A 13,175-nucleotide genomic window follows, 5' to 3' on the forward strand; every position below is an offset into this window, starting at 1 on the left:
GCAACCCTTGAAAACCGACGTTCTCCAGCACACCTTTGTTTTGCCAGGAGCACGTCTACCCCGGTAATGAATTAAGGTAGCCCTGGATGCCAGCCGTCAAAGTTAAAGAGAACGAACCCTTCGACGTAGCTCTGCGTCGTTTCAAGCGCTCCTGCGAAAAAGCCGGTGTACTGGCTGAAGTTCGTAGCCGCGAGTTTTACGAGAAGCCGACCGCCGAGCGTAAGCGCAAAGCAGCTGCTGCTGTTAAGCGTCACGCCAAGAAAGTTCAGCGCGAACAGCGCCGCGCCGTTCGTCTGTACTAATACAGGCGTTCTACGCAAAGCTTCTGCCCTGCCCGGCTAACCGCCGGGCGATGGCAGTGGTCGCTTCACACTTGAGCAGCTAGCTCAAGGCCCAGCACAAGCTTCTTGCGAACTGCACATGGGCAACCTGCCTGAAACGTCAGAGCTGGTCCTCCTTGTTGTATGACCAGACGTGCACGTCCGACTGACGGGCCCTACGGGGCTGGCGACGAGCACATTTTCCCTCGTACTTCTCCAAGCGGCACCCGCCCCATTCGGCGCGTGAGCGATTAGACTTGCCAGTTGCCAGATGACGAGACTGCCATGGCCGGGCTGATTCCCCAGAGTTTCATTGACGACCTGATCAACCGCCTCGACATCGTCGATGTGGTGAGTTCGCGCGTCCAGCTGAAAAAGACCGGCAAGAACTACTCTGCCTGCTGCCCGTTCCACAAGGAAAAGACCCCTTCCTTCACGGTCAGCCCCGACAAGCAGTTCTATTACTGCTTCGGCTGTGGTGCCGGTGGCAACGCCCTGGGCTTCGTCATGGACCACGACAACCTGGACTTTCCCCAGGCAGTCGAGGAGCTGGCCCGCGCCGCCGGCATGGAAGTACCTCGCGAGCAAGGCCGCCGCGACCACAAACCACGCCAGCCCACCGATTCGCCGCTGTACCCGTTGCTGGACGCGGCCTCGGAGTTCTACCGCCAGGCCCTGCGCAGCCACCCGACGCGCAAGGCGGCGGTGGACTACCTCAAGGGCCGTGGCCTGTCCGGGGAAATCGCCCGCGATTTCGGCCTGGGCTTCGCCCCGCCAGGCTGGGACAACCTGCTCAAGCACCTGGGTGCCGATAGCCTGCAGCAGAAGGTGATGATCGACGCCGGCCTGCTGATCGAGAACGCCGAAACCGGCAAGCGCTACGACCGCTTCCGCGACCGGGTGATGTTCCCGATCCGTGACAGCCGCGGGCGCATCATCGCCTTCGGTGGCCGGGTGCTCGGCGACGACAAGCCGAAGTACCTGAACTCCCCGGAAACCCCGGTGTTCCACAAGGGCCAGGAACTGTACGGCCTGTACGAGGCACGCAAGCACAACCGCAACCTCGACGAAATCATCGTCGTCGAGGGCTACATGGACGTCATCGCCCTGGCCCAGCAGGGCCTGCGCAATGCCGTGGCCACCCTCGGCACCGCCACCAGCGAAGAGCACCTCAAGCGCCTGTTCCGCGTGGTGCCCAGCGTGCTGTTCTGCTTCGACGGCGACCAGGCCGGGCGCAAGGCCGCCTGGCGTGCACTGGAGTCGACCCTGCCGAACCTGCAGGATGGCCGCCGTGCGCGCTTCCTGTTCCTGCCCGAAGGCGAGGACCCGGACAGCCTGGTGCGCGCCGAAGGCACCGATGCCTTCATGGCCCGCATCAACCAGCACGCCCAGCCGCTGGCCGACTACTTCTTCGAGCAACTGGGCGTCGAAGCCGACCCGCGCTCGCTGGAAGGCAAGGCGCACATGGCGACCCTGGCAGCACCGCTGATCGAAAAGATCCCCGGCGCCAACCTGCGCCAGCTGATGCGCAACCGCCTGCGCGAAATCACCGGCCTCGACCCACAGCAGGTCGAGCAACTGGCGCAACACGCCCCGGCCCCCGGCAACGTGCCGGACTATGACCCTGGCTACGATTACGATGCCATGGCCAGCTACACCCCCGACTACGGCGACATGCCGCAGCACGACTACGCCGCTGCCCATCAGGAGCAGGCATGGAAACCGAACAAGGGCAGCGGCAAGAAGCCATGGAGCGACAAGCCCTGGGACAAGAACCGCAAGGGCGGCAAACCCTGGCAACAACGTGACGAAGCACCACCGCGCGTGCCGGCCCCGGTCGAACCACCGACCCTGGCTGCCCTGCGTACCCTGCTGCACCATCCGTTGCTGGCCGGCAAGGTGGAAGACGCCAGCCACTTCGCCGACGAAGAACACCTGTACAGCCAGCTGCTGGTGGCCCTGATCGAAGCCGCGCAGAAAAATCCTGGGCTAAGCTCAATGCAGTTGATCGCACGTTGGCACGGCACCGAACAGGGCCGTCTGCTACGGGCGCTGGCGGAAAAGGAATGGCTGATCGTGGCCGACAACCTTGAACAACAGTTTTTCGACACTATAACTAGCTTGTCCGCCCGCCAACGCGAGCGCAGCCTGGAACAACTGCTCAGGAAATCACGTCAAAGCGAATTGACCAGCGAGGAAAAATCCCAGCTCCTCGCCCTGCTGAGCCGGAATGTTCCCGCACAAACGCCGACCTCATCTGGCGCGTGAGGCCCATGCTCGGGTATAATCCTCGGCTTGTTTTTTGCCCGCCAAGACCTTCAGTGGATAGGGTGTTATGTCCGGAAAAGCGCAACAGCAGTCTCGTATCAAAGAGTTGATCACCCGCGGCCGTGAGCAGGGCTACCTGACTTACGCGGAGGTCAACGACCACCTGCCTGAGGATATTTCAGATCCGGAACAGGTGGAAGACATCATCCGCATGATCAACGACATGGGGATCAACGTATTCGAGAGTGCTCCGGATGCGGATGCCCTTCTGTTGGCGGAAGCCGACACCGACGAAGCTGCGGCCGAAGAAGCCGCTGCTGCGTTGGCGGCAGTTGAAACCGATATCGGCCGCACGACCGACCCGGTGCGCATGTACATGCGCGAAATGGGTACCGTCGAGCTGCTGACCCGCGAAGGCGAGATCGAAATCGCCAAGCGTATCGAGGAAGGCATCCGCGAAGTCATGGGCGCCATCGCCCACTTCCCGGGCACTGTCGACTACATTCTCGGTGAATATGATCGCGTTACCAGCGAAGGCGGTCGCCTGTCCGACGTGCTCAGCGGTTATATCGACCCTGACGACAACATTGCCGCACCGACCGAAGAAGTGCCGATCCCGGGCGCCAAGGCCGCGGCTGCGAAGGAAGAGTCCGACGACGACGAGGAAGAATCCGAAAGCGGTGACGACGAGGAAGAGGCCGAGAGCGGCCCGGACCCGGAAGTTGCCCGCCAGCGTTTCGGTGCCGTCGCCGACCAGCTGCAGGCCACCAACAAGGTCCTGAAGAAAAACGGCCGCGCGCACAAGGAAAGCATCGAGGCCCTGCAGGCCCTGGCCGACCTGTTCATGCCGATCAAGCTGGTACCCAAGCAGTTCGAGGTACTGGTAGAGCGTGTGCGTGACGCCCTGAACCGCCTGCGCCAGCAAGAACGCGCCATCATGCAGCTGTGCGTACGTGATGCGCGCATGCCGCGCGCCGACTTCCTGCGTATGTTCCCCGGTAACGAAACCGACCAGACCTGGAGCGGTGACCTGGCCAAGCGCAACACCAAGTGGGCTGCCGCCCTGGGTGAGAAGGACGCAGCCATCGTCGCTTGCCAGCAGAAGCTGATCGACCTTGAGAACGAAAGCGGCCTGACCGTTGCCGAGATCAAGGAAATCAACCGTCGCATGTCGATCGGTGAAGCCAAGGCCCGCCGCGCCAAGAAAGAAATGGTCGAGGCGAACCTGCGTCTGGTGATCTCCATCGCCAAGAAGTACACCAACCGTGGCCTGCAGTTCCTCGACCTGATCCAGGAAGGCAACATCGGCTTGATGAAAGCGGTGGACAAGTTCGAATACCGTCGCGGCTACAAGTTCTCGACCTATGCCACCTGGTGGATCCGTCAGGCGATTACCCGTTCGATCGCCGACCAGGCACGCACCATCCGTATTCCGGTGCACATGATCGAGACGATCAACAAGCTCAACCGTATTTCCCGCCAGATGCTGCAGGAAATGGGGCGCGAACCGACCCCGGAAGAGCTTGGCGAGCGCATGGAAATGCCTGAGGACAAGATCCGCAAGGTATTGAAGATCGCCAAAGAGCCGATCTCCATGGAAACCCCGATCGGTGACGACGAAGATTCGCACCTGGGCGACTTCATCGAGGACTCGACCATGCAGTCCCCGATCGACGTGGCCACGGTCGAAAGCCTCAAGGAAGCCACCCGCGACGTGCTCTCGGGCCTCACCGCGCGTGAAGCCAAGGTGCTGCGCATGCGCTTCGGTATCGACATGAACACCGACCACACCCTTGAAGAGGTGGGCAAGCAGTTCGACGTGACCCGTGAGCGGATCCGTCAGATCGAAGCGAAGGCGTTGCGCAAACTGCGCCACCCCACTCGCAGCGAGCACCTGCGCTCCTTCCTCGACGAGTGATGACAAACCCCGGCCCAGGCCGGGGTTTTTCTTTCCGCTTCCGGAAGCGCCCGCATGGATCGTGCAGGCCTCCACGAAAGACTCCACCTTCCACCCCACACCGGCAGCAATGCCCGTCTACACTCGATTCAGTCCCCCTGAATGCGAGGCCGCTATGTCCCTGTTGCCGGCCATCCTGTTGATGTTCCTGGTTTTGTGGAACACAACGGCCGGCGCCCTGACCCTGACAGACGAGGAAAAAGCCTGGCTGGCTGCCCACCCGCAGCTGAGCCTGGGTGTAGACGCCTCTTGGCCACCGTTCGAGTTTCGCGACCAGGAGGGCCGCTACCAGGGATTGGCCGCCGATTACATCGCCACCATCCAGCAACGCCTGGAGGTGGCGCTCAAACCGGTCGAACCCCACAGTTGGACCGAAGTACTGGCGCTGGCGCGGGAAAACCGCATCGACCTGCTGCCCGGCATCATGTCCACCCCCGAGCGCCAGGCCTACCTGGCCTTCACCCGCCCGTACCTCGACTTCCCCATCGTCATCCTCGCCCATAAGGGTGGAGCACAGCCGCGCAACCTCGACGAACTGTACGGCCTGAAGGTGGCCGTGGTGGAAAACTACGCCCCTCACGAATTGCTGCGCACGCATCACCCAGACCTCAACCTGGTGGCCCTGCCCAATGTCAGCTCCACGCTGCAGGCCCTGGCCACCGATGAGGTGGACGCCGTGGTCGGTGACCTCGCGTCGAGTATCTGGAGCCTGCGCCAGCTCAAGCTGGACGGCCTCTATGTCAGTGGCGAGACGCCTTACCGCTACCAGTTGGCCATGGCCGTCCCAAGCGACAAGAAGGTACTGGTTGGCATTCTGGACAAGGTGATGGCCGACATGAGCAGCGGCGAGGTCAACCAGATCCAGCAACGCTGGGTGGGCAATGTGGTCGACCAACGGATGTTCTGGTCCGACCTGGTGGTGTATGGCCTGCCAGCGGTACTGATATTGATGGCGGTCCTGGCAGTGGTCATTCGCATCAATCGCCGCCTCAGCTCGGAGATTTCCCGGCGCATCGCCCTCGAACAGGAGCTGCGCAGCAGCGAGTATCGCTACCGCAGCCTGGTCGAGGGCCTCTCCGCGATAGCCTGGGAGGCCGACGCCAACGACTTCGTCTACAGCTACGTGTCACCTCATGCCGAAAACCTGCTGGGCTACCCGCTGAGCGACTGGTTAAAGCCCGGTTTCTGGCGCAGTATCCTGCACCCGGATGACGCCCTGTGGGCCCAGGCCTATTGCGACAGCGAAACGGCGGCGGGACGTGACCACAGCCTGGACTACCGGGTGATCCGGGCCGATGGCCAGCCGCTGTGGGTGCGCAACATCGTCAGCATGATCGAGCATGGCCACAAGCCGGTGATGCGCGGGCTGATGATCGACATCAGCGAAACCAAGCGCACCGAGAATGCCCTGCGCCTGTCGGAACAGAAGTTCGCCTCGGTGTTCCAGCAGTGCCCCGACATATTGCTGATTGCCCGCCGCAGCGACGGCTGCCTGCTGGAGGTGAACGAAGCCTTCGAAGAGCAGATCGGCCTCACCCCCGACCAGGTGATCGGCCGCACCGCCACCGACCTGAACCTGTGGGGCATCGAAGGCAGCGGCCCGCGCCTGCTCGAACGCTTGCACCAGGGTGGCATCCGCAACCTGGAGATGAGTTTCCGGCGCAGCAACGGCCAACTGTTCACTGGCCTGACCTCGGCCGAAACCTTCGAGCTCGACGGTACCCCGGCGCTGGTGGTTGCGGTACGCGACATCAGCCAGCTCAAGGAAACCCAGGAGCAGCTGCAAACCTCGGAGGAAAAATTCGCCAAGGCCTTCCATGCCTCCCCCGACGGCCTGTTGCTGTCGCGTCAGGCCGACGGCCTGCTGCTTGAAGTGAACGAGGGCTTCTGCCGCCTGACCGGTTACGACCTTCACCCGACCCTCGACCAGACCTCGCTGGACCTGGGCATCTGGGTAGACCTCAACGAACGCAAGCGCCTGGTCGACCAGCTCAACCGCGACGGCTTCGTGCGCGACTTCACCTGCCACCTTCGCCGTAGCGACGGGCAGATCCGCCTTTGTGAACTGTCCGCGCGGCCCCTGCCGATTGCCGGCGTCGACTGCATGCTGACCATCGCCCGCGACATTACCGAGCGCCACTTGATGCAGGAAAAACTGCAGCTGGCCGCCACCGTGTTCGAGAACACTGCCGAAGGCGTGCTGATCACCGACATCGACCAGCGCATCAGTGCCGTCAACCGCGCCTTCAGCGAAATTACCGGCTACAGCGAGATCGAAGCGCTCGGCCAGACCCCGCGCCTGCTCGCCTCCGGCCAGCACGACAGCGCCTTCTATGCCGCCATGTGGCACCAGCTGACCGCCGAAGGCCACTGGCAAGGCGAGATCTACAACAAACGCAAGAATGGCGAACTGTACCCTGGCTGGCTGACCATCAGCGCCGTGCGCAACAGCGAGCGCGAGATCACCCACTTCGTCGCCGTGTTCGCCGACATCTCCAGCCTCAAGCACGCCCAGGCCAAGCTGGACTACCAGGCCCACCACGACCCGCTCACCGGCCTGCCAAACCGTGCCCTGTTCGAGAGCCGCCTGCAGGCCGTGCTCACCAGTGAACAGCAATCCAACCGCCAGGGCGCGGTGCTGTTCCTCGACCTTGATCGCTTCAAGCACATCAATGACAGCCTTGGCCATCCGGTCGGCGACCTGCTGCTCAAGGGCATCGCCCAACGCCTGAAGGAGCAGGTACGCGACGTCGACACCGTGGCCCGCCTGGGCGGTGACGAATTCATCATCCTGCTGCCCGGCCTGCACAAACCCAGCGACGCCAGCACCATCGCCAACAAGCTGCTGGCCTGCTTCAACGCACCGTTCCAGGCCGGCGAGCACGAATTCTTCACCAGTGCCAGCATCGGCATCAGCCTTTATCCACAGGACGGCACCGACGTTTCCACCCTGATCCGCAACGCCGACGCGGCCATGTACCGCTCCAAGGCCAAGGGCCGCAACCGCGTCGAAGCCTATACCGTCGACCTTACCGCCCAGGCCAGCGAACGCATCGCCCTGGAGCATGAGCTGCGCCGCGCCATCGAACGCAACGAAATGAGCCTGTGCTTCCAGCCAAAGCTCAGCCTCAAGACCCAAAACCTGGTGGGTGCCGAAGCGCTGATCCGCTGGAGCCACCCGACCTTCGGTGAGGTACCGCCGGAGCACTTCATCCACCTGGCGGAAGAGAACGGCACCATTCTCCAGCTTGGCGACTGGGTGCTGGAGCAGGCCTGCAGGCAGATGCAGGCCTGGAAGCAGCACTACGAGCCTTTCGGCCCGCTGTCGATCAACCTGGCCGGCGCGCAACTGCGCCACCCGCACCTGGCCCGGCGTATCGAACAGCTGCTCAAGCACTACCAGTTGAGGGCCGGCGACCTGCAGCTGGAAATCACCGAGAACTTCATCATGAGCCAGGCAGAAGAAGCCCTGGCCGTGCTGTACCAGTTGAAGAAACTGGGCGTGCAACTGGCCATTGACGACTTCGGCACCGGGTACTCCTCGCTGAGCTACCTCAAGCGCCTGCCGCTGGACATCCTGAAGATCGACAAGTCGTTCATCCGCGGCCTGCCCGACGACCCACACGACGCCGCCATCGCCCGCGCGATCATCGCCCTGGGCCGCAGCATGCAGCTGACCATCATTGCCGAAGGCGTGGAAAACCAGGCCCAGCAGCGTTTTCTGGCGGCTGAAGGGTGCGAGCAGATCCAGGGTTACATCGTCAGCCTGCCACTGCCACCCGAGGAGTTTGCGGCCGGTTTCCTTCGCATAGCACTATCGGATCTTTCAGATGGCACAGGTGCGAAACCCTCGTTATAATCCGGCCACTCACTGAGGGCCTATAGCTCAGTCGGTTAGAGCAGAGGACTCATAATCCTTTGGTCCACGGTTCGAGTCCGTGTGGGCCCACCAGCTTACAAGCCGCGCATTGCGCGGCTTTCGCGTTTCTGGCCCCTGCAAAAACGCAAGGTGACTTAGACGTTGTCCACACACGCCATAACCAAACAACCTGCTCAGAAAATAGACAGTGAGCCGAATAGCCGGCATTATCGGCTCATCATGTGAGCCGAATAGGCTCGTTAATCGGCTCATCGAATCTTATGAACGACCCGCTCTGGATCTGGCAGCAGCCTGATTGGCCACACTTCAGCTGGCAAGCCGAAGCGCTCGCACCGCTGCTGCGCGCTTGCGGTCAGGCCCAGGGACGTCTGTTGGGCATGCTCGGCGCGGTGGGGGAAGACACCGAAGTGCAGAGCAGCCTGGATGCGATGCTGCAGAACATCATCACCTCTTCAGCCATCGAGGGTGAGCAGCTGAATGTCGGTTCGGTACGCTCATCACTGGCACGGCGCTTGGGGCTGAACGAGGAAGGCCGCACCACCTCCCGCTCCGAGGGCCTGGCGGAACTCCTGCTCGACGCCACCCGTGTCCACCAGCAACCGCTGGACGAACAGCGACTGTTCACCTGGCACCGTTGGTTATTCCTCAGCGATGAGCAACTGCTGGCTCGACCGTTACACATCGGCGCACTGCGTGGCGATGAGCCGATGCAGGTCGTATCAGGCCGGATCGACCGCCCTACCGTACATTTCGAAGCCCCTCCTCGCGCAGGGCTGGAGGTGCAACTGGCGGAATTCCTGGCCTGGTTCGAGCGCAGCCGCACTGAGACCAGCCTCGACCCCTTTGTACGCGCCGGCATCGCTCATTTCTGGTTCGTTACCCTGCACCCTTTCGATGACGGCAACGGTCGCCTCACGCGCGCAATCACCGACCTGGCATTGGCCCAGGGCGAGCAGCAGGCCATCCGCTTTTACGCCATGTCCGCAAGCATCCTCGATGACCGCACCGGTTACTACCGCATCCTCGAGGCCAGCCAGAAAGGCTCCCTGGACATCACCGCCTGGCTGCAATGGTTCCTCGCGACGTTGCTCAAAAGCCTGGAACAGGCGCTTGCTCGTATTGACCGCGTGCTGGCCAAGGCACGCTTCTGGCAGACGCATCGCAGCCAGGCGTTGTCGGTAGAGCAGATCAAGGTGCTCAATCGCCTGCTGGACGGTGGCGAACGTGGCTTTGAAGAGGGCATCAGCGCCGCTCAGTACCAAGCGGTGGCCAAGGTGTCCAAAGCCACCGCGACCCGTCACCTGAGCGACTTGCTGGAAAAGGGCTGTATCGAACGACTGCCTGGTGGCGGGCGCAGCACACGCTATCAAATAACACGCTGAGCAGTTGAACCGCACTCCACTGCCGCACTGCTTCATCAGGCCGTAGAACAGTGGCCCCCCCCGCGCCAAAAGAACGCGGAAGCAGACTTGACCCTCACGCTACGGGAGGCTTGACCATGCGTATGGTCAACCAGACGTGATGGGATGTAACGGTAATATGAAACAGCAACCCCTTCTCGAGGGTATTCCCCGCCGCCGCTCAGCGCTTACCATGGCCCTTGCGCGTGCGGCCCACCAACTTCTCGATGAACCTACGCTATTGCAGGACAGGCACGCGTTCGATGTACTGGGCAGCAGCCTGGCACGGCAAACGGTCGTCGACCCTTATGCCTACAATGCGCCAATGCTCCGTACGCTGCGCGCGGCAGTGATCGCACGCAGCAAGCTGGTGGAAGACCGAGTGGCCCTTGCCATAAGCGCTGGGCTGCGCCAGGTCGTGATCCTCGGAGCCGGCCTGGACACGCTGTCCCTTCGCCTTCCCGACAGCGTCAGATGCGTTGAGCTGGATCAGGCAGAGATCCAACAATGGAAACTGGAGCGTTTGCAGGAGAGCGGTGTCGCGATCCCTTCCAACGTCGCCTTCGTTACCGCAGACCTTGCCGAAGTTTCTTTGCCAGCAGTGTTCGATAAACATGGAATCGACCCGGAACGCCCGACCTTTTTCAGCTGCCTGGGCGTACTTCCCTACCTGGAAACCTCCGTCGCTTTGGCAATGGTCCGCCAGGTTGCCCTTTATCCGCCCCAGAGCGAGATTGTGTTCGATGCGCGCGTCACGCGCGGCTTGCTGTCACCGGTCGAGCAATTGATGGACGATATGGCTGCACGCTCATTCGCAGCCGCAGGCGAACCTTGGCTAAGCGCGTTTGACCCCGCCGAACTGAAGGCGACGCTCCTTGGCAGTGGGTTCTGCGAGGTGGAATGCCTGGACGCTGAAGCCATCAACGCTCGCTACTTCATGCGTCGGCGAGACGGCCTGCAGACATTGGATGGCGGTTTGCGCCTGTACAGGGCCACCGTCGGTTAACCTACATTCGCCACCGGGTATAGGAGGAGACATTGCTGTGCGGCTTAAAGTCGGCGAACTTGCCAGGCGGTCGGGGCTTTCGGTACGCACCCTGCACCACTATGACAGCCTTGGGCTGCTTAAACCGTCCGTTCGTTCTGACGCCGGCTATCGACTTTATGGCGCGGCAGACATCCAAAGGCTGGGCAAGATCCTGGCGCTTCGCGCGCTGGGCATTCCTCTGGATGAAATTCGCCACACCCTTGATGGAGGCGTGCTTTCAACTCCAGCGGTTCTCGCTGCGCAGTTGGCCCGTGTCGATGCGGAAATAGCACGTCAGCAGAAGCTTCGCGCCAGCCTGGAACGTCTCCAGCGCGCAATACTTGAAGAGGAACCGTCTGAGGCGGCTTGCCTGAGCACGCTGGAAGCCCTGGCGTGCTACCGCCAACACCTCACCGAGGACGATCTCAGCTTGCCTTTGCTGGGAAGCAACGGAAAATTCGCGGCTGCTTGGCAGGGGCGGGTTGATGGCCTTCGCGCTTTGCTTGCAAAGGGCGTGTCACCACGCGCATCGGTTGCTCGCCATGCAGCACGCGACTGGATGGCGCTGTTGGAAAAAGACACGCGGTCCAATGCCGGAATGTTCGTGCGCGTAGATAATCTGCTGACTTCGCAAAGCGCCGATCTGGCGAATACAGGTTTTACTCCACAACTTGCAGAGTACATCCTCAGTGCGTTCTGTGAGCACCGCCTGCTGGTTTATCGCAAGCACCTGGCTGCCAACGCCTATAAACATCTACGCCGCACCTACATCGACGTCATGCGCGAGTGGCCGCGCCTGCTGGATAGGTTGGAAGCCCTGCGCAAGGCTCGTTGTCCGACCACGAACGCCGAGGTGCAGGCTATCGCCAGGTCCTGGCTGGACATGCGCCGCAAGCTCGCGCTGGACGACGCTGCCCTCCAGGCGATGCGACGGGCCGAGGAGTCGGAGCCAGAGTTGCACATCGGCACCTGGCTCCATCCTGGTCTGCTGACGTTCCTCAAGGGCGCCGTCGCTTCGGTTTCTGCAAGTGCGGATGGCCAAACCCCCAACACTTGACTCACACATCTCCCGACGCCTCACCTGCTGCCTGCACAGTACCTTGCCAATACAAGCCACTGCGACTGCCCTTGCCCTCATCGCCAAGGGCTGGCTAGGCTAGCAGGCCAACCGTAGAGACTTGCCATGTCGGATTCCCGCTCCATCACGCTGGATGAAATCGATCGCCAGCTGATCGCCTTGCTGCAGATCAACGCCCGTGAAAGCGTCGCCACCCTCGCCCGCCAGCTGGGTATCGCCCGCACCACCGTCAACTCGCGCCTGGAGCGGCTGGAGAAGAACAAGGTCATCTCCGGCTATGGTGTGCGCCTGGGCCAGCGGGTGTTGGGCGGCGGGCTGCAGGCGTACGTGGGGATCAAGGTGCAGCCGCGCTCGGGCAAGGAGGTGGTGCGGCGCCTGAGTGCCATGGGGCAGGTGCAGCAGCTGTGTGCGGTAAGCGGCGAGTTCGACTATGTGGCCTGGTTGCGTACCGACTCGCCCGAACAGCTGGACCAGTTGCTCGACCAGATCGGCAGTCTCGACGGGGTGGAGAAGACCACTACGTCGATCATCCTCAGCAGCAAGGTGGACCGCGGGCAGCCGCTCTGAGCCAGCTGGCGGTCAGGCTTCCTGGCCGTCGAGCAGGCCCTCCAGGATCGCCGAGAGGCTTTCGGCGCAATGCTGCATCGACCAGACCATGGTACGGCTGCGCTCGGGGGCATGGTGCTGGGCGTAGTCGCTGGCGATCTGGTTGAGGCCACGGGCCAGAAGGCAAGCGTGAACCAAGGCATCTGCGGCGTCGATGCCAGGGCGGATGGCGAACAGCGATGGGTGGCTGGACTCACAGTTGCAGAAGGATTTCTCGGCGGTGGGTCTGAGTTTTTCGGGTTGACCGGAATCAGAACTCTTCATGATGCAATTTCCAAATTGAGCCTTTAGGAAACTGCCGACCAACTCCTTCTCACGGGACTGGGCGGCAGCCATGCACGGGGTGAGAAACCGGCCAACTTGGAAATCCGGCCAGGCCGAAGCCTGCCCGCGCACAGCTGCCATGACACAAGCCTTGGTGCGAAGTTGGAGAATGGGTTCTCACACCCGATCGCCCGAACAAGGGCAATCCATTGAAGTTAACGATGAGGCGTTTCCCACGCAGCCAGACCGAGGCTATAGCGGGCGTAGGGTAATTCTTTAACGCACGGCTCGGGTGTAGGAAATGGCTGATCACCCCCGATTCAAAGCCCACAGGGAAAGTTGTCTGCCTTCGGTAAGCTTTCATCTGATTCGTCT

At 62.0% G+C, this 13,175-nt stretch carries 9 protein-coding genes and 1 tRNA gene; 9 read left to right on the top strand and 1 reads right to left on the bottom strand.

The features are described 5' to 3' along the window. The first annotated feature begins 86 nt into the window (after positions 1–86). The 9 genes from rpsU to ACLEJP_RS06575 all read left to right on the top strand — a co-directional run bounded on the left by rpsU (position 87) and on the right by ACLEJP_RS06575 (position 12,497). Complete coding sequence (gene rpsU, locus ACLEJP_RS06535) at positions 87–302, top strand: 30S ribosomal protein S21 (RefSeq protein WP_003255575.1); 216 nt, start codon at positions 87–89, stop codon at positions 300–302. Positions 303–605: 303 nt separating this feature from the next. After that, a complete protein-coding gene (gene dnaG, locus ACLEJP_RS06540; protein WP_225780126.1) occupies positions 606–2,588 on the top strand; it encodes a DNA primase in 1,983 nt (660 codons plus the stop codon). A gap of 67 nt (positions 2,589–2,655) precedes the next feature. Continuing rightward, complete coding sequence (rpoD, locus tag ACLEJP_RS06545; protein WP_440805001.1) at positions 2,656–4,506, top strand: RNA polymerase sigma factor RpoD; 1,851 nt, start codon at positions 2,656–2,658, stop codon at positions 4,504–4,506. Positions 4,507–4,660: 154 nt separating this feature from the next. Continuing rightward, positions 4,661–8,404, top strand: coding sequence for an EAL domain-containing protein (locus ACLEJP_RS06550; protein WP_440805003.1), 3,744 nt, complete (start codon positions 4,661–4,663; stop codon positions 8,402–8,404). 16 nt (positions 8,405–8,420) lie between these two features. Beyond that, a tRNA-Ile gene (locus ACLEJP_RS06555) sits at positions 8,421–8,497 on the top strand. Positions 8,498–8,685: 188 nt separating this feature from the next. After that, positions 8,686–9,807 carry a Fic family protein gene (locus ACLEJP_RS06560; RefSeq protein WP_440805005.1) on the top strand — a complete coding sequence of 374 codons (1,122 nt, stop codon included), beginning with the start codon at positions 8,686–8,688 and terminating at the stop codon, positions 9,805–9,807. Positions 9,808–9,964: 157 nt separating this feature from the next. Further along, the gene (locus ACLEJP_RS06565; RefSeq protein ID WP_440805006.1) at positions 9,965–10,831 is read left to right on the top strand and encodes a class I SAM-dependent methyltransferase; all 867 of its coding nucleotides are present in this window, start codon (positions 9,965–9,967) and stop codon (positions 10,829–10,831) included. 37 nt (positions 10,832–10,868) lie between these two features. Next, entirely contained in the window at positions 10,869–11,909 is a 1,041-nt protein-coding gene (locus ACLEJP_RS06570; protein WP_440805007.1) for a MerR family transcriptional regulator, read from the top strand. Between the two features lie 126 nt (positions 11,910–12,035). Then, entirely contained in the window at positions 12,036–12,497 is a 462-nt protein-coding gene (locus ACLEJP_RS06575) for an Lrp/AsnC family transcriptional regulator (protein WP_289131763.1), read from the top strand. A 12-nt stretch (positions 12,498–12,509) separates the two neighbouring features. On the opposite strand, the gene ACLEJP_RS06580 is transcribed toward ACLEJP_RS06575, so the two are convergent. Continuing rightward, on the bottom strand, positions 12,510–12,800 hold the full coding sequence (locus ACLEJP_RS06580) for a hypothetical protein (RefSeq protein ID WP_440805008.1): 291 nt from the start codon (positions 12,798–12,800) through the stop codon (positions 12,510–12,512). Positions 12,801–13,175: the final 375 nt, after the last annotated feature.

It is taken from the genome of Pseudomonas sp. SMV7 (genome assembly GCF_052041995.1).
GTDB lineage: Bacteria > Pseudomonadota > Gammaproteobacteria > Pseudomonadales > Pseudomonadaceae > Aquipseudomonas.